Annotated in this window: 22 protein-coding genes; 3 read left to right on the top strand and 19 right to left on the bottom strand. The window is 44.9% G+C overall.

Annotated features, from left to right (window positions below):
- Window positions 1-6: 6 nt before the first annotated feature.
- The 7 genes from SUN_RS01050 to SUN_RS01020 form a co-directional block, all read right to left on the bottom strand.
- Window positions 7-462, bottom strand: a complete 456-nt coding sequence (locus tag SUN_RS01050; RefSeq protein ID WP_011979892.1) for a 4Fe-4S dicluster domain-containing protein — start codon at window positions 460-462, stop codon at window positions 7-9.
- 11 nt (window positions 463-473) lie between these two features.
- Window positions 474-1,037, bottom strand: coding sequence for a pyruvate flavodoxin oxidoreductase subunit gamma (locus SUN_RS01045; RefSeq protein ID WP_011979891.1), 564 nt, complete (start codon window positions 1,035-1,037; stop codon window positions 474-476).
- 92 nt (window positions 1,038-1,129) lie between these two features.
- Window positions 1,130-1,774 carry an HAD family hydrolase gene (locus tag SUN_RS01040; RefSeq protein WP_011979890.1) on the bottom strand — a complete coding sequence of 215 codons (645 nt, stop codon included), beginning with the start codon at window positions 1,772-1,774 and terminating at the stop codon, window positions 1,130-1,132.
- Window positions 1,771-3,384 (bottom strand): ABC transporter ATP-binding protein, encoded by a 1,614-nt coding sequence (locus tag SUN_RS01035; RefSeq protein ID WP_011979889.1) that lies wholly within the window; start codon window positions 3,382-3,384, stop codon window positions 1,771-1,773. Before SUN_RS01035 ends, SUN_RS01040 begins: the two co-directional genes overlap by 4 nt.
- A complete protein-coding gene (locus tag SUN_RS01030) occupies window positions 3,381-4,778 on the bottom strand; it encodes an ABC transporter permease (RefSeq protein WP_011979888.1) in 1,398 nt (465 codons plus the stop codon). Before SUN_RS01030 ends, SUN_RS01035 begins: the two co-directional genes overlap by 4 nt.
- Window positions 4,775-5,752, bottom strand: a complete 978-nt coding sequence (locus tag SUN_RS01025; protein WP_011979887.1) for an ABC transporter permease — start codon at window positions 5,750-5,752, stop codon at window positions 4,775-4,777. The genes SUN_RS01030 and SUN_RS01025 overlap by 4 nt, the downstream gene beginning before the upstream one ends.
- The gene (locus SUN_RS01020) at window positions 5,753-7,933 is read right to left on the bottom strand and encodes an ABC transporter substrate-binding protein (RefSeq protein ID WP_011979886.1); all 2,181 of its coding nucleotides are present in this window, start codon (window positions 7,931-7,933) and stop codon (window positions 5,753-5,755) included.
- A gap of 285 nt (window positions 7,934-8,218) precedes the next feature.
- Here SUN_RS01020 and SUN_RS01015 point away from each other — a divergent pair, with 285 nt between their 5' ends.
- The 3 genes from SUN_RS01015 to SUN_RS01010 all read left to right on the top strand — a co-directional run bounded on the left by SUN_RS01015 (window position 8,219) and on the right by SUN_RS01010 (window position 10,852).
- On the top strand, window positions 8,219-9,670 hold the full coding sequence (locus tag SUN_RS01015) for an NAD(P)/FAD-dependent oxidoreductase (RefSeq protein ID WP_011979885.1): 1,452 nt from the start codon (window positions 8,219-8,221) through the stop codon (window positions 9,668-9,670).
- A gap of 83 nt (window positions 9,671-9,753) precedes the next feature.
- Window positions 9,754-9,918, top strand: coding sequence for a hypothetical protein (locus SUN_RS13645; RefSeq protein WP_011979884.1), 165 nt, complete (start codon window positions 9,754-9,756; stop codon window positions 9,916-9,918).
- Window positions 9,919-10,030: 112 nt separating this feature from the next.
- Window positions 10,031-10,852 (top strand): peptide deformylase, encoded by an 822-nt coding sequence (locus tag SUN_RS01010; RefSeq protein ID WP_011979883.1) that lies wholly within the window; start codon window positions 10,031-10,033, stop codon window positions 10,850-10,852.
- Here SUN_RS01010 and SUN_RS01005 read toward each other — a convergent pair.
- From SUN_RS01005 to ccoO, 12 genes are all read right to left on the bottom strand, one after another.
- Window positions 10,849-11,067 (bottom strand): hypothetical protein, encoded by a 219-nt coding sequence (locus SUN_RS01005; RefSeq protein ID WP_041672644.1) that lies wholly within the window; start codon window positions 11,065-11,067, stop codon window positions 10,849-10,851. The two genes, SUN_RS01010 and SUN_RS01005, sit on opposite strands and share 4 nt — an antisense overlap.
- Window positions 11,068-11,351: 284 nt before the next feature.
- The gene (rpsI, locus tag SUN_RS01000) at window positions 11,352-11,741 is read right to left on the bottom strand and encodes a 30S ribosomal protein S9 (protein ID WP_011979882.1); all 390 of its coding nucleotides are present in this window, start codon (window positions 11,739-11,741) and stop codon (window positions 11,352-11,354) included.
- 2 nt (window positions 11,742-11,743) lie between these two features.
- Window positions 11,744-12,163: a 50S ribosomal protein L13 gene (rplM, locus tag SUN_RS00995; RefSeq protein ID WP_148154734.1), complete on the bottom strand. Its 420-nt coding sequence runs from the start codon at window positions 12,161-12,163 to the stop codon at window positions 11,744-11,746.
- 100 nt (window positions 12,164-12,263) lie between these two features.
- A complete protein-coding gene (locus SUN_RS00990) occupies window positions 12,264-14,999 on the bottom strand; it encodes a RecB-like helicase (RefSeq protein WP_011979880.1) in 2,736 nt (911 codons plus the stop codon).
- A gap of 51 nt (window positions 15,000-15,050) precedes the next feature.
- Window positions 15,051-15,578, bottom strand: a complete 528-nt coding sequence (locus SUN_RS00985) for a transposase (protein WP_041672823.1) — start codon at window positions 15,576-15,578, stop codon at window positions 15,051-15,053.
- A gap of 53 nt (window positions 15,579-15,631) precedes the next feature.
- Window positions 15,632-17,962 (bottom strand): PD-(D/E)XK nuclease family protein, encoded by a 2,331-nt coding sequence (locus SUN_RS00980; RefSeq protein WP_011979878.1) that lies wholly within the window; start codon window positions 17,960-17,962, stop codon window positions 15,632-15,634.
- Window positions 17,963-18,067: 105 nt separating this feature from the next.
- Entirely contained in the window at window positions 18,068-18,616 is a 549-nt protein-coding gene (locus SUN_RS00975) for a FixH family protein (protein WP_011979877.1), read from the bottom strand.
- On the bottom strand, window positions 18,600-19,235 hold the full coding sequence (locus SUN_RS00970) for a hypothetical protein (protein WP_011979876.1): 636 nt from the start codon (window positions 19,233-19,235) through the stop codon (window positions 18,600-18,602). The genes SUN_RS00975 and SUN_RS00970 overlap by 17 nt, the downstream gene beginning before the upstream one ends.
- A 122-nt stretch (window positions 19,236-19,357) precedes the next feature.
- On the bottom strand, window positions 19,358-19,588 hold the full coding sequence (locus tag SUN_RS00965) for a DUF4006 family protein (RefSeq protein WP_011979875.1): 231 nt from the start codon (window positions 19,586-19,588) through the stop codon (window positions 19,358-19,360).
- Between the two features lies 1 nt (window position 19,589).
- Window positions 19,590-20,480 (bottom strand): c-type cytochrome, encoded by an 891-nt coding sequence (locus SUN_RS00960; protein WP_011979874.1) that lies wholly within the window; start codon window positions 20,478-20,480, stop codon window positions 19,590-19,592.
- Window positions 20,477-20,695 carry a cytochrome c oxidase, cbb3-type, CcoQ subunit gene (locus SUN_RS00955; protein WP_011979873.1) on the bottom strand — a complete coding sequence of 73 codons (219 nt, stop codon included), beginning with the start codon at window positions 20,693-20,695 and terminating at the stop codon, window positions 20,477-20,479. Before SUN_RS00955 ends, SUN_RS00960 begins: the two co-directional genes overlap by 4 nt.
- A gap of 5 nt (window positions 20,696-20,700) precedes the next feature.
- Complete coding sequence (gene ccoO, locus SUN_RS00950; protein ID WP_011979872.1) at window positions 20,701-21,390, bottom strand: cytochrome-c oxidase, cbb3-type subunit II; 690 nt, start codon at window positions 21,388-21,390, stop codon at window positions 20,701-20,703.
- Window positions 21,391-21,398: the final 8 nt, after the last annotated feature.

The following is a 21,398-nucleotide window of genomic DNA, read 5'->3' as shown; positions in this document are numbered from 1 at the left end:
AGTTCCTTACTTCTCTTCTTTTTTCTTTTTCTCTGGCCATGCAGCAAGTGCTTCATCCAATCCAGACTGCTCATTGAACATTAAAAGCGATTTCGGGTTTGTCGGACATACTTCAACACATACCCCGCATCCTTTACAGTGGTCATAATCGATCCCCAGCATCTGCTTGTCTCTAGAGATAATAGATGTATCCGGGCACCATACCCAACAGTTTTGACAATCGATACATACATCGATGTTAAATACCGGCTTTTCCACTCTCCAGGAAGCCACCGATGCCGTATAGGAGTTGAAATCCGAATAATGTCTCTGTTCCGCTTTTTGGTGAACAATTTCTGAGGCATCTCCTTCAAAAGAAGTAAGTATGATACCCTGTGTCACTTCATCCCATCCTACACGCTCATCACCGCCAAGCTGATGAATTCCTCTTTTTTCTGCTGCACATAAATGTAAATCTTGCATTGTCTTCCCCTTTATTTAACTTCGTTATATGCTCTGGTTATTGCTTCCATATTCGCATCAATGATCTTTTGCGGGAATTTTTTAAGCACTCTTTTCATATTTTCCAAAAAGTAATCCAGTTCAAACATACCCGATACTTTTACAAAAGCACCCAACATCGGTGAGTTAGGCATGGATCTACCAATGGTATCGAGAGAGATCTGAATACAGTCGACGACAAATACTCTGTCTTCCTTCCCCTGAAGGTCAGGAATGCCCGCGATCAGTTCATCTTTACCGAGGTGTGTAGTAATGATATATTTTGTTTCATCTTTCTCATGTTCAGTAATCGTATCTGTATAGGCCAATGCCGGGTCGATGACCAATACATAGTCAGGATGCATGAATTTTGCATGGTTTAGGATCTGCTCATCGGCAATTCGGTTGTATGCCCTTAGCGCAGCACCTCTTTTGGCTGAACCATAAAGAGCAAATGCCTGTACTTCTTTTCCTGTTGTTGCAACAACATCTCCCAGACCTTTGGCACCACTTACAGCACCCTGACCAGCACGGCTGTGCCATCTAATTTCAGTCATAATCTCTCCTCTTAAATCTATAGTAATATCTCCACCATTGTAATGTCCACACTCTTAAAGCATGTTGAAATTATAATTTTTTTAACTTCATGCTATTGCTTTGCTATGAAAGTAACGGTCTCATAGGCATTTGTGCATATGGTACCGCTACATTTTGACAGCTGTTCAACCGTACCATATCCACAGCTTACTGCAACCCCCTTAATATTCGCCGACTCAGCTGAATGCATGTCCATACAGGTATCTCCGATCATCCAGATATCACCTTCTGTACGGGGCAGCCTTTCCAATGCTTTGTGGATAGGTTCCGGATGCGGCTTGGGATGTTCCACGTTCTCCCGTCCTATCAATACATCAAAATAATCCATCAAGCCCATATGTTCGAGCAGCTCAATAGAATACTCTGCCGTCTTGGTGGTCACCACACCGAGTATAGCAAACTCCGAAGCCTTTTGAACCGCCTCTTTGGCAGAAGGAAGCAGTGTTGTCTTGGCTTTGCTGATCTTTCGGTAATGCTGCTTATAAGCTGCCACATGATCCCAGATCTTCTCTTCTTCTACCCCAAGCTTCAGGAACATCCAGTCCAGAGGGTGCCCGATCTGCGCTTTAATGAGATCATCGGCAGGACTCTCCTTGCCGAAATGGCTGAATGCAACGGTAAAACTCTCAAGGATCGCTTCAGTCGAATCGATCAGGGTTCCGTCAAGGTCAAATAATATAATGGTCTCTTTTGTCATAATTCCTCTTTTTGTATAGGTGGTGGCTTGGGTACGGCTTTGAGCAGTGTACGTGTGTATTCGTGCTGAGGGTTATGCATCACCTCATCCACAGGTCCCTGCTCTACCAATTTTCCCTCCTGCATGACAGCCACTTCGTCTGCAATGGAGGGGATAAGGGAGAGGTCATGGGTAATGAAAAGGTAGGAGACAGCAAAGTCATCCTGCAGTTTTTTAAGCAGGGAAAGAACCTGTGACCTTACCGTCACATCCAGCGCAGAAGTAGGTTCATCACAAATGATCAGTTCAGGTTCTACCGCCAGTGCTCTGGCAATACCGATACGCTGTCGCTGACCCCCGGAGAACTCATGCGGATAACGCTCGGTATACTCTTTTTTCAATCCTACCTTTTCAAGCAGTTCCCCTATACGAATATCCTGAGCCTCTTTCTCTTTGGGGCCTACCTTCAGGCTTACCATCCCTTCACGGATGATCTCACCAATGGTCATACGGGGATTGAGTGCCGAGTAGGGATCCTGAAAAACCACCTGAATTTTACTTCGGTAGGCTTTCAGGGACGCTTCATTCAATTCTGCAATATTCACATCTCTGAAGGCTATGGTCCCTTTTGTGATATCCAGCAGACGCAAAATGGCTTTGCCAATCGTACTCTTGCCGCTGCCCGATTCTCCTACCAGTGCAAGCGTTTTGCCTTTGGGTATGGCAAAGTTGACACCATCCACAGCTTTGACATACCCGACCGTACGCTGCAAGAGACCTTTTTTGATCGGAAAATAGACTTTTAGGTCTTTGACTTTAAGCAGTGTTGTTTCTCCTTCTTCTCCGGTCTCTTTCGCCTGCATCGCAATGGCATCTTTCAGAAGCCGCTGCGTATAGGGATGTTTGGGCTGCTCAAAAAATGTATCACGGGGTGCTGTTTCAAGCAACTCTCCCTCTTTCATTACGGCGATCCTGTCCGCCATCTGTGCGACTACCCCCATGTCATGGGTAATGAAGAGTATGGAAAGTTTTCTCTTCTCCCTGATCTGCTTTAGCAAAGAGAGCACCTGTGCCTGTATTGTTACATCCAGTGCTGTTGTAGGTTCATCGGCGATCAGCAGATCAGGTTCACATGCCAGTGCCATTGCGATCATTACACGCTGTTTCTGCCCACCGGATAGCTGATGCGGATACCAGAAATAACGCTCTGAAGGGTCTTTGATGCCCACCTCATCAAAGAGGGAGATCACTTTCTTTTTTACCGCTTCTTTTGTGAGTCCCAGATGCAGTCGGATCACTTCAGCCACCTGCTCTCCTACTGTCATCACCGGGTTGAGCGCAGACATAGGCTCCTGAAAGATCATCGCTATGGACTTGCCCCTGATCTTCTGCATCTGCGACTCCGTAATGTCAAAAAGAGAATGTTCTTTGAGTCTGATATCTCCCGTAACTACATTGATGCTGTCAGGAAGCAGCCGCATAATGGCCAATGAGGTCAGCGATTTCCCGCTACCGGATTCTCCGACCAGTGCAAAGATCTCTCCCTCTTTGATCTCGAAGCTGACAGAGCGCAAAAGCTGCTCTTTAGCTATGACAAGACTCAGGTTTTCTACACTCAGTATAGTACTCATGACTTGTTCCTCGGGTCAAGTACGGTCTGTACGCGGTCGGAGAGCAAATTGGCTGCCAGGACCAGAATGAACATGAAAATGAAAGCCGAGAAGAGTGACCACCACACCATCGGTTCTCTTGCCATCTCCAGTCGGGCCTGGTTGATCATATTTCCCCAGCTGTACATAGTCGGATCTACCCCGACACCTACGTAAGAGAGTACTGCTTCGGCCAGGACAAGTCCGGAGAAGTCCAGTACCACAGAGATGAGAATGATGTGCATCAGGTTTGGCATAATATGCCTGAAGATGATCTTCCATTTACTCACACCAAAAGCTTTGGCAGCAGTCACGAACTCTACCTGTGAGATCTTCAGCGTCTCGGCACGCAGCAGACGGCACAGCCCTGTCCAGCTTGTTACTCCCAGGATCATGATCAAAAAGAGTAGTCTGAGGTCCGAACGCTCCAGCGTAGTCTCGAACCACTGGGGGTGATTGTCCATCATCACCTGCATCACCAGTACGGCAGCAGCAATGAGCAGGACACCCGGAATGGAATTGAGCGTGGTATAGATATACTGTATGATATCGTCTATCCAGCCTCCGAAGAATCCCGCAGAAATTCCCAGAACGATAGAGACGGGCAGCATTACCAGTGTGGTCAATATGCCTATGAGAACTCCGGTACGGATACTTTTAAGACTCTGGTAGAAAACATCACCGCCCACTTTATCCGTACCCAGAACATGGTAATGGTAGCTAAGCACATAGAGCCATACGAAGGTAACGGTCAGCAGCAGGAAAGTAAGATATGCCGTTCTCCAGGGAAGTTCTGTCTCTCCCCGCCAGACATAACGCACTTTTTCACCGAAGCGTTCTTTTCCTTTCAATAACAAATGCAGGAAGACCAGTATCAGACTTACAAACAGACCAAGCCCGATCGCCCCCAGCGATCGCCGGACGATATCCTCCATTTCAGACTCTCCCGCAGGGATATTGACATATTTCAAAGGCAGATACGCCTGACGTGTCACATTGTCCTTTTCATCCACCACGATGGACTTGGCATACTCATGCGTGGCGAACGGTGCTGAGTAGGTACGTTCCGTATGTTCAATAGTGTGGGCAAAAAGAAGGTCCAGCAGACTGACCATTTCACCTTTGTAGTGAACTTCCGCAGAAGCGGCATGTCCGCTCTTGTCCTGTACTGTATGGCGCATATGCACCGAATCCAGCAGCGCGAAAGAGAGATAGAAAAGCAGGACGATCGCAGATGCCATCGCAATACGTGACCTGAAAATAGTATGCCACTGTTTTTTAACCTGCGGCGACCGCGAGACTACCCATCCCCACCCTATGAGTGCAAAGATCAGTATCCATACCATAATATCGGTCCAGAGCAGTGTCAGATTCATGAGAGCTTCACCCTCGGATCGAACAGCGTATAGGAGATATCCGTCAGGATAAGTCCGACAATGTAGAGTACCGATCCCAGAAAGACCATTGCTTTGACGATGGCAAAATCCTGTGAGTTGATGGCATCGATGGTGTAGGAACCAAGACCGGGAATGCCGAAGAAAGACTCCATGACAAGACTTCCCATGAAGAGTGAGGGGATCACCACGACAACGCCGGTCAGAATTGGCAGCATTCCGTTCTTAAGCACATGTTTGAAAAGCACGGAGATCTCTGAGAGCCCTTTGGCCCTTGCAGTACGGACATAGTCCTGATTCATCTGCTCCAGAAAGATACTTCTATACCAGCGTACACCAGCCCCCATACCTGCAAAGACCCCTATGATCACAGGGAGTATCACGAATTTGACGGCACTCCATCCCGGTTCATAGCCAGATATAGGCACCCAGTGCCAGACCTTGGAGAAGAGTACCTGTCCGGCAATGATGTAAAAGAGTCCGGAGATCGACATGATCATCACGGCAATGACCATCATACTGGTATCGAGTACAGATCCTCTGAAGAGCACCAGTAGAAGCGCCAGCGATATATTGGTGACCAGGGCAATAAAAAAAGTAGGCAGGGCGATGGCAAGACTCGGCCCCATACGCTCTTTGATATCCGAACCGATATCCCGGTTGGCATCTGAAAAACCAAAATCAAAGGCGAAGAGTTTCAGAGACTCCTGCATAAAAAGCGTGTCACTGATCTTTTCGACACCTGTAGCTTTCGGATTGAGAAAAAGCGGTTTGTCATATCCCTTTTCCACTTTCCATGCCTCTATCATCTGTGGTGTAACCTGTTTGGCACCGAGCTGTGCCCGCGCCATATCATCAGGGCTGTTGATCATGAAAAAGAGTACGAAGGTAATGAGGTTCACCCCGATCAGGATCGGTATGGCGTACAATATTCTACGCAAAATATAAGCCAGCATTTACTTCTCCCTCTTTCTTATCACAGTTTTCTGTCGGTTATTATAGGCACGATAGAGCAGCCAGGCCATCAGCAGCACAAAGACAAGGAGCAGTACCAGAGGCAGGATCACCGGCTGGTTCCACTCCTGCTGTTTTTTGGCCCGGAGTGCCGCATCGATCTTTTTGTATTTTAACGTATTGTTCGCCATGGCATTGGGCAGCACATTCCGGAACCACTGATGTGAGAGTGCAAGCGACTTGGGGTGAAAACCCCAGACCCAGGGGGCATCCTCTCTGGCGATCTGAACCATCTTCTCTATCTTCGCTTTTCTCTCAGACGTATTCTTCATTGTTTTGATCTCATTGAAAAGGCTGTCAAATTCAGGATTCTTGTAGTTGGAACTGTTGATCCCCGCCCCGTTGGTATCGACCGAAGCATTGCCTCCATACAATAAAAAAAGAAAGTTTTCCGGGTCGGGATAGTCCGCATTCCATCCCCAGGAGAATATCTGCGTTTTTCCTTTTCTGATCTTGTCCTGAAAACGGTTATAGTCCGTAGCACGGATCACCAGCTGGATCCCCAGTTTGGCAAACTGCTTGCGCCTCCAGTCCATCAGTGCCCGATCATCTGGACCTGTAGCCGTCGAATCGTAAAAGAGTTTCAGCTGCTTGCCTGTCTTTGACGAAATGCCTCCGGGATAGCCCGCCTCGGCCAACAATCTTTTGGCCACAGAAAGCGGCTTTCTGACCCTTTTGCCCTCTTTCCAGTCATAGACCACCTTGTTGGTCCCCGCTTCACCTTCTTCATATCCGAAAATACCGGGAGGAATGGGTCCCTGTGCCGGGATACCGCGTTCATTCATGAAAATGGAGATATACTCTTCCTGGTTCTGCGCGATACTGATCGCCTGACGCAGTTTTCTGGCAGATTCGGAGTAGCCTCCCACCACAGGATCGACCATATTGAATGCCATATAGAAGATGGAAGGCTGTACGGAACCCTTCAGTTCTATCCCTTTTTTTCGCATCTCCTCACTCAGGCCCATAGTACCCGAAGCGGAAATCTGTACTGCCTGGTCAAAGGCTTCCGAGGAAATACCCGAAGCATCATAATATCCCTGCAGAAACTTGTTCCACAGAGGGATATTCTCTTTTTCAAGCGAATAGATGATCTCATCGATGAAGGGGAGTTTTTTCCCTGCATCTTTGAGAAGCGACACATCGATACCTTCAGCTTTGGCCGATTCTTTATCCAATGCCGGGTAGCGCTCCTCATGAAAATTGGGATTGGCTTTGAGCCGCATCACTCTGTTGGGGTTGTTCTCGGCCAGATAATAGGCACCCGTACCCACAGGATACCAGTTCAGTGTCATATTTTTGGCGATAAGCCCCTTTTGCTGATAGAAAAGATCCGCCTCCCAGGGGATGGGGGCAAAAAAGTTCATCGAAAGCCAATAGAGAAATTGTGGATAGCGTCCCTTGATCGTGATGACCAGTGTATTCTCATCGACTGCCCGGACACCTTCTATATGGTAAGGTCTAAGGTCCAGCCGTTCCTCTTTCTCCTTTTTCTCCTGGGCGATTTTGCTGATCTTTTTGGAAAAGGTATTCAATCCAACAATATATTCTGTCATCGTATCAAGTATGGGTGAGTGGTTCTGCCTGACTGCCATCCGTTTGATGGCATAGGCATAATCTTCCGCTTTGAGCCTGCGTGTTGACTGCTTTTTGAAATCTTTTAGAGAGTCGATGGATGCCAATGCTTTTTCATCCAGATGGCCATAGAGCAGTTCCCCTTTTTCATTTTTGACAAAAGCGGGATGGTCCTGATAACGGATATCATCTCTCAGGTTCAGTTCATATTGTGTAAAGGCGACACTGCTGCTGTTCTCATCCACCTCTGTACCGTTCGCATCCAGGTAACGCACCAGAGGCATTTTGGTCAATGTCAACGGTTCGAGTTCATAGGGACGTTTCAGATAATTGTACTGCAATGGCGGTTCATAGATCTGTCCGATGAAGGCCCATTCGTTGGCATTGTAGGAGATAACGGGATCAAGCCGTTTGGGTGGCAGGGAAAAAGCGGAAAAGAGTGTATTGCTTTTCACTTTATTCACTTCGTGGGGGCTGTTCCAGACGGTACTCTGCAGTGATGTAGAAAAACCCAACAGTAACAGAAGAGAAAAAAAGTACCTATACATTCGTAAAAATCATTCCTTCAATAATATAGTAAATAGTGAAGGATTTTAGCATATTTTTCTATAGAATGATATACAAAATTAAATAGGGCATAATAACTCCTTATTTCATCAGTTTATTTGATGAGTAAGATCAGTAGTTTGATGAAAAAATCATTTTTTTTCACTGAACATAATTTAAACCATAATAACTGATTATAATCATAATTGAATTGTGAAGTTTAATTTAGTTTTAAATGAGCTTGGCCTAAAATGTAATTGTCTAAAAATTAATTAAGAAGGAAGGATATGGCACGATTAGTAGTTATGGGTGGTGGCGTCTCAGGACACACTGCTGCAACATTTGCAAAAGATTGGCTGGGTGACGAGCACGAAGTAGTGGTTGTAACTCCAAATTCACAATGGAACTGGATTCCATCAAATATATGGGTAGGTGTAGGTCAGATGAGCAAGGAGGAAGTTGTCTTCCCCCTGGCACCCGTGTATGAAAAAGCAGGTATCGATTTCAGACAGGCAAAAGCAGTTTCCATTCATCCAAATGGTGGAGAGAAGAGTGACAAAGAATATATCACGATCGAATATACAGGACAGGGCAAAGAGGGGCAGACCGAAGAAATTACTTATGATTACCTCATCAATGCTACAGGTCCAAAACTGAACTTCGGTGCAACACCTGGTTTGGATGAAGGTCACACTGTTTCTGTCTGTACAGCGGACCATGCGGTACATGCGAATCTTGAGCTCAAGAAGGTCTTCGAAAAGGCAAAAACAGAGAAGCAGAAAATTCTTGTCGGTACCGGTCACGGTATGTGTACCTGTCAGGGTGCCGCGTTCGAATATATCTTCAACATCGAGCACGAAGCGAACAAAGCAGGCGTCAGAGACAATCTTGAGATCAAGTGGATCTCCAACGAATCATTCCTCGGTGACTTCGGTATCGGTGGTCTACATATGAAACGTGGGGGTTATGCTGCCTCTTCAAGACTTTTTGCCGAATCTCTTTATTCTGAAAGAGGGATCCCTTGGATCATTGGAGCACATGTCTCCAAAGTTGAAGCAGGAAAGGCACACTACGAACTTCTTGATGGTTCGACCGGAGAAGAAGAGTTCGATTTTGCAATGCTCATTCCGCCATTTGCCGGTGTGGGGCTCAAAGCATACGATAAAGACGGTTCAGACATCACTGACACGATCTTCGCACCGAACGGCTTCATGAAAGTCGATGCGAAGTATGATGCTGGTGCCTACGAGAACTGGAAAGCGTCTGACTGGCCAAGAACGTATCAGAATCCGACATATTCAAATATGTTCGCATGCGGTATTGCATTCGCACCTCCGCACCTGATCTCCAAGCCGATGTCATCAGTGAACGGTACACCGATCAACCCGACACCGCCAAGAACAGGTATGCCTTCAGGTATCATCGGTAAAAATGTAGCACACTCGGTAACAGACCTGATCAAAAAAGGTCCTGACGCACACCTTCATGAAGCCTCCATGGCGGAAATGGGTGCAGCATGTGTTGCATCTGCAGGTAAAGGTCTTACAGACGGTACGGCTGCAGCATTGACCGTTTATCCTGTCGTTCCTGACTTCGAGAAATATCCGGGACTTGGCCGCGACCTTGACTATACCTTTGGTGAGATCGGACTTGCAGGGCACTGGATCAAACATATCCTGCATCACCTGTTCATCTATAAAGCAAAACTCAAGCCAGGCTGGACTCTCATCCCAGAGTAAAAACGGTTTAAAGCTTTATGCGAGAAAAATGGTATCCAAACAATGTTTGGATACCAAAAGATAAATTAATAAAAAGGAAAGACATGCAAAGAATTGAAGAAACAGTTAAACCTTATGATCAGAACTTTACAACCATGGTTCCCACAGGATTTGTCAAGTTCATGAGAACCTGCCTTATCTGGCAATTCATCAGATTCATCGCGATCAATATCAAGATGATCATTGTTGTTAGAAAAAGCCACGGTTAATCTCCTATCCGCATTCCTCTTTTTTGGGGGAGTGAAGATATCCAAACTTTCCTTATTTTAAAATAGAATTTCGATTTCCATTCTGTTTCACAATAAAGAAAAAGAAGACACTATGGTACAAAAACTGGTTATCTACCCCGACGACAGAATGAACTGCACCTCAACGGATGTACGTTCTTTCAACCAAACGCTCTGGGACGTATTGGAAGATATGCGCGATACAATGCTGGCACATGACATCAAAGCTATGGCTGCTATGCAGATCGCCTATCCCTACAATATTATTCTTATCAAAGAGGGGGAGGAGTATCACGAATATATCAATCCGCGTATCATCAAGAATGAAGACCTTTTCGACTCCGAAGAGAGCAGCATCCATTACCCGGATGTGACGGTCACCATCCCGCGTTACGGGAAGATAAAACTGGTGTATGAAGACCGTAACGGACAGGTACATTACGAAGACATCGAAGATAGGGAACTTGCTGCGACACTGCAGAGAAAGATAGATATTACCTTTGGCGGAAACATACTCGACAAGGTAGACAAAAATACCAGAGAGAAGATACTCGATGCTCTGGCAGGGAAAGGGCTCATGCCTCAGACAGATGATGTCTGCCCTACTTTCTCAAGAAAAGACTATTTTGTCAGTTTTACAGACAAACTTCTCATCCTGATGGGACTCTCTCTTTTGACACCGCTTTTCAAATTTTCAAAAGAGACCGTAGAGAACATCTATACCTTCGACAAGATCGCATTCCCGCTCATCATTGTGTTGATGATAGGCTTTTTCTTCTATGCGCAGTACGAAGCCAAAAAATATAAACAATGCAGCTCCTGTCAGATAGGGAACAACATAGGGGTAATGGTCAAACGCACCGTTGCCGCCCTGGCCTTCGCCATAGGCGCCTACTTCCTGGTCAACCCCTATTAGGAAGACTTTTTCGTCACCAGGATAGGCAGCATCCCAAAATATGCCAGCGTCCCGTAAGCCTGAGCGATATCGATATCAGGCTTAATCTCAAGTATCATCTTCTTGATACTTTCTTCATCCAGATCACCCATATATTCACCCTCACCGTGATCCTCTTTGTATATCTTCACCAAACGGTGCGTCTCTTTACTCTCTTCATATTTCCATATGGTCATATTGTCTCCTCATAAAATACATACTGCATAACAACTTTGTCACTGAGCACTGGGCGTGCCAATACGAAAGCGTGCATATTTTGCAGAGCAAACACGCTGTAGCTGTAGTATCGTCAGCACGCTTGTGAAGTGACGCTTTTTGCTCTACTTTTTCTAAAAAAGTAGAAATAACATTCGCATACTAACATATTTTTGAATTGAATTTGAATAGAAAGGGAAATAGATAGAAGGAGTTTCTGCCAAACCCGAAGGGCCTGAACAGAAGAGATAACGGAAAGTACCGATTATCTTTTTGAGAACTGTGGAGATCTTCTCGCTTTTTTCTTACCTGGTTTCTTACGCTCAACCACTCTTGAGTCACGAGTAAGAAGACCCATAGGCTTCAAGATCGCTCTGAAAGACGGCTCGAATTCAACCAATGCTTTGGTGATACCGTGCTTCAATGCATCTGCCTGTGCAGAGTAACCGCCACCGAGTGTAGTCGCTTTTACGTTCATAGACTCAAGCTGCTTAGTCGCTTCAAGAGGAAGTCTTACTTTCATTTTAAGTGTTTCGTGTCCACCCAACCATTGGTCAAGTGTTTTACCGTTAATTAGCATTTCACCGTTACCTGGTGTCAACCAAACTTTAGCGATAGCCGCTTTTCTTTTTCCTGTTGCATAAATAGTCGCCATGATTACGCTTCCTTGTTAATTTGTGCAGTATGTGGGTGCTCTGCACCGGCATATACTTTCAGTTTTTTAAGCATTTGTCTACCAAGAGTTGTCTTTGGCAGCATACCTCTTACAGCAAGCTTGTAAAGTTTCTCTGTGTGGTTCTCAAGCATATCGCCCAGTTTTTTACTTTTGGTTGAACCAAAGTAGCCTGAGTGAGTGAAATACTCTTTATCCTCAAGTTTGACACCTGTGAATTTCGCTTTTTCCGCATTGATGATCACTACGTAATCACCACAGTCTACGTTTGGTGTGAATGATGGCTTGTGTTTACCTCTTAGAAGTGTAGCGACTTCAGTCAGGATACGACCGAAAGTTTTACCTTCAGCATCGATCAAAACCCAGTCACGCTGTACTTCGGAAGGTTTTAGTACCTTTGTCATTTTCATGATGGTTGTCCTTGTTTTAGATAAAAATCTGCAAAGCAAATCTTTTTGTGGACGGATTGTACCCACTTAATCTTAAAATTTATTTAAATTCAGTTTATTTTAAGTTTACTATCTCAATTTTATCTTCCAAAAGATAAATGATCATCCCCTCAGTCGGCTTTTTTGCAATTTTTTCGATCGCTCTTTTATAGTAATTGACCTGAGCCTGATGCTTCAGGGCATACTTCTTCGAACTCTTGTAATCGATCACCAGCATATGGTCGTCATATTCCAGAAGCAGGTCAATCTGTTTCAGTTCCCCTTCAAAAGAGAGCGACTGCTCTTTCATGATCTTTGCCTCGTTCAAGAGTGCCTGGAATGTTTCATTTTCAATCAAAGACCTGACCCGTTTTTCGATCTGGGCCAAACCTTCATGGCCCAAAAGCTGTCCGTAACGGTTCCGTAGAGAGACCAAGGCTGATTTCAGGCTTTGCTCATCAAAATCTCCCATGATCTCCAGCGTGTAGTGCAGTGCCGTACCAAAAAGGATCGCTTCGTAGTCTTTCTCTTCCTCATCCTCTTTCGTACCAACCTCCTGTGTACCGTAATCAGAAATAGTCACCGATACTACTTCGCTCCCCCTGCTCTTCTCTTCCTTGACACCCAATACTGGACACTTAACGCTTATCTCTCCGATCTTTATCGGAAAGATATTGATCTCATCGAAAATGGACCCTTCCGGCTTCTTAATAACGATCAATCCCTCCACCGCACGGGTCAATGCCACATAGAGCACATTTTTTCTATCCTTGAGAGAAGAAGCCCTTCTCTCCTCCATAATCCTTGCATAGTTGCCATCGAAGTGTTCCCTGTTCTGTGTTCGGTAGAGTATCTGGTCAATATGGAGATCATCATTGTAATGGAAGATAAGCGGGGCTTTATCACTGTTGGGACGCGTCAGCTTGTCCAGCACGATCACATATTCAAACTCCAGCCCTTTTGAACCATGGATCGTCATGATATTCGCACCATGAATGGAGTGGGCCGCCACAGAAATACTCGAGGTTCTAAACTCATCCAAAAATGTAGGGATATCCGAAAACGATGAGGCGAACTCCAATAGTTTGAGCATATTGCGGTCATTGTCGAAGTAGCCGAATTCCCGTATCAGCCTGTCCACGATCTGCAACGGGCTCATAAAAACAGAGAACCACTCAAGATCGATTCGATCAAGTGTCTTGCCCACCTTCAGGAGCATCGCTTCCGCATCGATCTTCTCCCCACCGAACAGATAGGAAACCATAGCGACCAGCGCAGCGACCTTCGGTACATTCTTCAAAGAGGAGGAGGTTTTCAGCAGTGTATGAATACCCTCTTTTTCACAGGCCTCCTGCAGATTCTGCCCATCCTTGTTGGTACTGACCAGGAATACTATGTCATCTACGTCGACCCCAAGTTCCAGAAGACGTTGTGCCTGCACAACTGCATCGTCAATGATCTCTTCGGACTCAAAGACCTCTACATATCCCTCACTTGCATCCGTTTTGCTTTTTTGGGGCACGTAGCCCTCCATCGTATCTTTGAACCAGAGGTTTACCTGTTCCACTACATACCTGCTGCTTCGGTAGTTGGTGTCCATCTGTTCGATCTGCACACCATATCTCTGGGCGATCTTGTCAAAGAGCTCTTCCACCCCACCACGAAAACGGTACAGTGACTGCTTGGTATCTCCCACATAGAAGAAGGACTTGAAATCACTCTGCCCCTGTCCGGAAAAAATCTCGTCGATAAGCGGTTTGAGCAGCAGGAACTGCAGTGTAGAGGTGTCCTGAAATTCATCGAGAAGAATATGTCTGAACTTTGCATCGATCTTGAAGTACAGGAACTCACTCGAAGGCATTTCCTGCAAAAGCCGGTAGGTAAAATAGCTCAGGTCATTAAAGGTAAGCACCCCCGAATTTCTTGCATTCGTGATCGTTGCATTTTTGTAATAATCATAGATACTGAAGAGATGATGCAGTACAACCATTTCTTTAGCTTTTGCCCAAAGCAGCAGCCTCTGTTTAAGTGCGGCATAAACAGCTTCGATCTCCCCGTTGGCTATTTTTTTGTACCAGGAATGCTCACCCAGCGTCTCCTTCTCAAACAGCTTTTTGTTGAACAGTTCTTTAGTGTTTTTGGTATCGAACTGCTTCAGACAGCGGTCAGGCGCACCGGCATTTTCAAGTGCCTTGAGCATTTCCAGACGCAGTATTTCACAGGCCTCTTCCTCTTTGCTTATGGAAAGTGTCACTTCTGACTGAGCAGGAAGCAGCGGATCGACCTTGTAGAAGTTCTGCATTAGGTCAAATATCTTCTTGAAGCGTTTATCTTCAATGTCCATGGCCAGTTTCACCAGATCGGAAAGCATACCGTTCGCATCTACTTCATCCAGAAAATGTTTCTCCAGCTCTTCCTTGGGCTGTTCCTTAGTCACAAAATCAGGCTCAAGTCCAAGTTCCAGAGAGGCAGAACGCAGGATCTTCGAGAAAAAACTGTCCAGTGTCACAATATGGGATGTAGAGGAAAGAAATCGTTTCAAGACTTCCGGCTGTTTCCGGAACAGTACGTCCCTGCTCATCCCTGTCTCTACCTCAATGGCATCGAGGAATGCCTTGTTCTCCCCAAGGTGACGCAGTGAATCCACCACACGCTGCCGCATCTCTGCTGCCGCCTTGTTCGTAAATGTCGCTGCCAGTATGCTTCCTGCAGGCTCTCCCATAAAAAGCAGAGAGATGTAGCGTACAGAGAGCGCAAAAGTCTTACCACTCCCCGCAGATGCCGAATAGGCCAAAAAAGGTTTAAAACTCATAATTTTATCCACATACATGGAAGTGGAAACTTTAGTTCCACCTCTCTCATTTTATTCAAAATAACCATAAAACCTTTCCTTTGCATCTTCCAGTTTTGCTTTGAAAGCATTGTGTTTAATGTACTCATATGTAATTTGAAAGTGTTTTTCATCTCTTATTACCTTATCAAAATAATCGCTTGACCATACCTTACCCGTTCTGTTCAATCTTTTATTGATAATATGAGCTGAACCGCCTTTAAGAATTCTGACAATATCACTTAATGAACTTTTTTGTTTTACCAATGCATGAATATGATTTGGCATAATAGTCACAGCATATAAATCAAACTCTTTACCGTGATGATTAAAATAATAGTTTTGTATTTCCTGTATCAGACTACCGTTTAAAAAAGCTCCATTGATGCTTTTATCCAGATACTGGTCCATTTTATACTGTTTTATTTTTTCACTGTCATACTTGTTTGCATACAGTTGCTTCAGATAACTGTCTATACTTTCTTTTATTCTGAAAGTAATAAACTGATAATATCCTTTCATATCAATATGAGGAAGGTTTAAGTGTCCCCCCTGTTTCATTGACTTCTCCCTGAAGCTATATTTTTTTGGTGAGACTGAAGTCTTCACTTCCATTACAGATACTCCCCTCTTCCACACATCAGGGCAAATTCACAGTAGGTACATTTCTGGAGATCATCACATTTTTCTGCCACAAAACTTTTTGTCTGCTTTAGGTCAATGATATGTTCTGCCAAAAGGGCGTTTCTCTCTTCAAGCAGAGTGACCTGTTGTTTCTCTCCTTTTTCCAGTATATTGACGAAAGCCAGAGAGATATTCTGATATCTGTTTTGGAGCAGTTGGCGGTAAATACTCATCTGAAAATCACTGATCTTTTCAGGATTGAGTTTTTTGGGCTCTTTTTCCACCCTTCCACTTTTATAGTCAAGCACCAGTGTATCGGTTGCATTCTGGTCAATACGGTCTATACGTCCTTTGAACTTCAATCCGCCGATCTCGCCAACGACCTCAAGCTCCCTCTCCACTACACGCCATTCTGCCTTGAAGTGATCTATTTCTTTTTTTACGAAACCTTTGAGCTTTTCTCTCCAGAGCAGTTTTCTGTAACGGTTCTTTGCATCCTCTTCCAGCAGCAACTCATCCATCAGCGCATGGAGTCTCTTTGTCAGCTCCTTTTCACTTGCATAACTGTCCTGTTCTTTGTAAAGCTGCTCCAACAGGGTATGAAGGAAAGCACCTTCATTAAGCTCATCCTCTTCTTTAGCCTTGATATTTTTGATATAGCGGTAGTAGTATTTACGCTTGCATTCCAGCCAGGTCTTCAGTCTCGAAGCCGACCAGGTTTGGGCAGTCGCATCGAATGCTTCAACGACGGGGGCTTCCTCTGCTTTGAGCTGTGACGGATGGCCGTAAAGGAGGCTAAGTGGTACCTTGGGCCGTTCGGCCTTGCCTAAACCCAACTCGTAGAGAAACTTTGAAGGCAGATTGCTCTCGGAACTGCTGTAAATGATAGCAGCACTCTCTGCCTGTTGCAGCAGACGGTTGTAATACTGTTTCTGAAGTGCTTCCCTGTCTTGTCGTGTCGGCAGCCCGGCAAAGGTCCGTACCGTCGAATTGAGGAACATGTCTTTACTTGACGATGCCGGTACCGTACCTTCATTGAAATCCACGATCACCACACCTTTGAATGAGACACCCCTTGTCTCCAGCACCCCCAGGACTGTCACCTTCCCTCCGCGTACATCATCCAGAGTGATCTTCGAGAGTGTTTTGAGCCAGAGAAAAAGCCATTCTTTATAGGTGAGTGTTTCATCCCGGAAAAGTGTAAGAAAATGCCGATACTTCTCTTCTACCCGTTCCTGTTTTTCTGCATCCAGCAGATCAATTTCCTCCAGAAATCCAAAAAAGTTTTCCACACCTGTCTGTGCTGTCTTACTGACACTGTCGATCTTCTCTTTCAGAAGGCCGTAACGTTCTATCAGACTGACACTTTCCCTGTCATGCCGCTGCCAGTAGCGATACAGTGCATCCAGCGACCGGTAGATACGTCCGTTTGCATAATCGTACCCCATAGCAAAGTTCAGATTGTTATGTGTATCAAAGAGCATAAAGTGTTTTTTGAATTCTTCATCGGGCAGGATCAGGACGATCTCTTCAGGGGAAATGCCCGACTGTACCATCTCTTCTATCTTCATAAAGGCCAGAGCGACCTGTTCATCACGCTCCTCAACACTGTAGACAGAAGCTTCTATGGACAGCGTATCGGGATGGTCGCTCAAAATACGTCTGTTTCCAAGATCGAAAGTAACTTCCCTGTTGGGCTGCAGTTCAATACCAAAGGCTTCAAAACGCTCCAACATCTTCTGGTTGAAAGTACTTGTTGTATAATGGATGATCAGCTGTGTATGTTTCGCTATCTTCTCCAACAGTTCAAGTTCAAAACGGCTCAGATATCCTTCAAGAAATACCTCAATCTTCTCATACACTTTGACAAAGCCTTCATTTAGAGTGTAACACTGTGGGATGAACATCCGATCTGTCAGACCCTTTGCCTCAAGCAACTCTTTGTAGCGCCTTTGCAACTGTTCCAATGTTTCAAGGTGTTTGTCAAATTCCGCATAGGCATCTGCCTGGACCAAAGTATCATAATCCACATGCTCGGCAGAAAGTTCCTCAAAGAACTTAAAAAGTGCGTCACTTTTACTGAAAAAACGTACCAGGTCACGATCGACCTTCAATGTTTCAAAACTGTCGAACCGTGAAGCTTCTTTAAGAAAAAGTATACGTTGAAGGGGGTCGGCCTGTGTTCTTTCTTCCACAAGTACTGCCCGTTTTTCAAACTCATCCATTCGCATCAGTGTCGGGAGGAATCCATCAGAGTTTTTCAATGACTGGCTTACGGTTCTCAAAGCTCTGGAAGTGGGGTAGATATGTAATTGATTCATGGGAAAAGTATATCACAGAGTGACTATAAAACCTAAAAATATGTCAAATTGTCAGAGAAAACCTGTATCTTTGTATGGCAGGCGAGCGCCTGCCATTTTTTGGCATTAGGGCTTAAGATAAGCCGGTGTATCGGAATAGCCGACAGCCTCACCGATCCTGGCTCTAAAGCGGAGCACGTAGCGTCCCGGTTTTTCAACAGAAACCGTTACTCTGTACTTTCCGTCTGAAAAAGGAACTGTCTCTATCATAACATCATCCACTTTGGTATGTGGACGCGTCAGAAGAAAGCTCACATTGGCATCGGGTACATCTGCATTTTTTACATTAACTACTTCATAAGAAAAAGTGTTTTTACCTTTGGCAAGTTTTACCTGTGGCTTCTGCTTTCTATGAAGCACCTCGTTTTTCTTCACTGGGAGCATTTCAACATCTGAGATAATGATCTTGTACTTTTTATCGAAGGCCTTCTGTTTTTCAAGAATTTCATTGATATTCATATCGGCCTTCTGGTATTTGAGCATATACTCGTTCTCTTCCTGTACCGGCAGGGAGGTGGCATGCTTCACCGTCCAATATCCAAGGGTGATCCCTATGAGTAGAAAACCTACTATCATATGAGGCCAGTAGGTCTTCTCTTTATTCTCTTTTGCCATTTTTTATCCTCATCCATATCGGTCTTAACATAAATACCCACAAAACCAGAATTGCACCGATAATCACAATCACCTGGAGTACCCTGATGATAGTACGTGTCTCATTGGGCATGGTCGTGGTCATTTTCACATGCTTGCTTTCTGCGATCTGGTCTGCCAGTTCCGAAAATCCTTGTACCACGCCGATATTATATTTGTCGTTTTTGGTATTTTTGTCTTTAGTTGCAACGATATCAATCGTTGCATCCATCACATCACTTTTGTCGTAAAAAGCAGCTACTGCTTTATCAGACGGTATAAGTGCCACGCGTCCTGTCTCTTCAGACTTTTGAGTGATCTTCGCTTGTGGAGCGAAGATCAACATTACATAGGGCTTGCTCATGTTGGCTTCATACTTCTTACTGTACGCTACGAGATTGAACCCCGTGGGAAAATGTTCGTTCGTTGCGACCACATAACCGTTTATTCCTGTTTTTTGCAGCAGTTCACCTGCCATCGTTTCAACCAGCTTTGCAGCTTGAGGATTTAGAATGTCGTCTTTGAGAATATGCGGTGTTGCATTAAGTAGAAATGGAAGTAACAAAGCAAGCAAGGCGAACCTTACTTGAACTTTGAACATAGTTTAGCCTATAAAAAGGTGGTTTGGTGTAAGTACCGCCCAAGCTGTATAAATGGCTGTAATGACCATCCCCCAACCCAGAACTTTATCCATAATTGTAATCATTTTTTATCCTTTATGAATTACTTAGCATCTTTGAATGCGAACTGTGCGTTGTCTTTACTGATCTCTTTAACGTTGTCCAAATTACTTGTGATCGGTGTAGGATCATAAGGATTAGTCGCAGAGTGCTGCTGTACGCCAAGTCCCCATACTGTAAGGAACACAAGGATACTCAAAAGTAGCACTGTGGCTATCAACATACCTGTTACACCATTAAGGCCGAATACCGATCTATTTGTATTTTCTGTCATCTTATTCTCCTTTGATCGATCTGATGTATGTAGCAAGTGCTTTGAGCTGTACAGGCGTCATTCTGTCATGGAATGCAGGCATTTTACCAATTGCACCTTTTTTACCATTCTTCACAACATGCTCGATAAGTGTATCATCGTATTCAGCAATATTTGCCGCCATACCGCCCATACCTTTACCGTCCGGTCCGTGACAGGATGCACACGCTGCAAATGCTGCAGGCTGTTTCCCTTTCATACCACCGGCAATCCATGCTGCGATATCTTCAGCATCTTTCCCCTGAGCCATCATAGGAGGCATTGCACCCATCTGGTAACCAAGCTGGTTTGAACCGTTCTTGATCACGGCAAGAACCTGTTTTTTGCTCATTCTGCTTCCAAAATCCTGTGCTTTACCTGAAAGTCCGTCACCAGTCGTTCCGTGACACGGCGCACACTGAACAAGGAAGATGGACTCACCCATTTGCTGAAGTGTCGCTGCATCTGCATTTTTATGCACTTCTTCAAATTTCTTGTTATAGGCCTTTACCTCTGCATTCCACATACCGATCTGGCTGAAAGCATTGACAGGGTAACCCATTGTCCAATACCACAGTGCCCAGATCAATGTACCAAGAAATGAGTATGCCCAACCGGAAGGAAGTTCGTTTTTATACTCACCGATACCGTCCCAGTTCTCTTCAGCAAGCTCACCGCTTGCCGTATCTGTTTTCATTTGTGCAATATACTTTGCAGCTACCCCGAAAGATAGTGTTGCAATTGCAACCGCCCCTATCATGGTGATCGCATTGATCGGATCACTCAAATCGATATTCATCTGCTTTACAACAACCAATGTAGCTACAATCAGTATCGCTGCAAAAGCCAATGCTTTTATCACTAACCCATTCATTTATTTCGCTCCTTTTTTTCGTCAGGAGAAGGATCACTTGAATTGACCGGGGTACTATCGATCTCGTCATCGAGAGCGATATTCCCTAATTTCTCGTAATCCTTCTCACCCTTCTTTTCACTTCTATAGAGGTAAACAATATACCCATACAATGCCACGACCAGAAAAATGGTCATAAAGAAACTGGCATAGCCTTGAAGTTCTCTAATGTCCATTCAGTTTACTTTTTCGCCTCATAACGGCTTGTTCCCAAGCTGTTAAGATATGCTATCAGCGCAACGACTTCAGGTACTTTTCCTGCAGCTACTGCATCTTTAACATCTTTGTTCTTCATATTGGCAGCGATCTTTTGTGCTTCTGCCAAAACTTTTGGCTTATACGCTTCCCAGGCTGCTTTACCAGCTTGGATATCGTCACCGTATGGTGTTTTGAATACATTTTTAACGGTAACTGCTTCAGCATACGCCGTTTCGAGATCAGCTATGTTAGTGAACTGATGCTTATAGGCAGGCATAATGGAACCGGGAACGACCGATGACGGCTCCCACATGTGGTTCTCATGCCAGTCAGTCGTTCTGTAGTTACCTACACGGTGAAGGTCCGGACCGGTTCTTTTTGAACCCCAAAGGAACGGTCTGTCATACGCATATTCCCCCGAGAGTGAATACTGACCATATCTGTCTGTTTCCGCTTTGAACGGACGGATCAATTGTGAATGACATGCAATACACTGATCTTTCATATATACGTTTTTCCCTGCAAGCTCAAGGACCGTAAAAGGACGGAGTCCCGCTACCGGTCTTGATGCCTCTGCAAAGTTTGGCAGGATCTCGATAATACCTGCGAATGCGATAACCAAAAATACTCCTACTGCGAAGAAGAACGGATTTTTTTCTAACCAATGAAACATAACCTACC

The sequence above is a fragment of the Sulfurovum sp. NBC37-1 genome, from assembly GCF_000010345.1.
GTDB lineage: Bacteria > Campylobacterota > Campylobacteria > Campylobacterales > Sulfurovaceae > Sulfurovum.
This window is presented reverse-complemented; position numbering and strand designations above follow the sequence as displayed.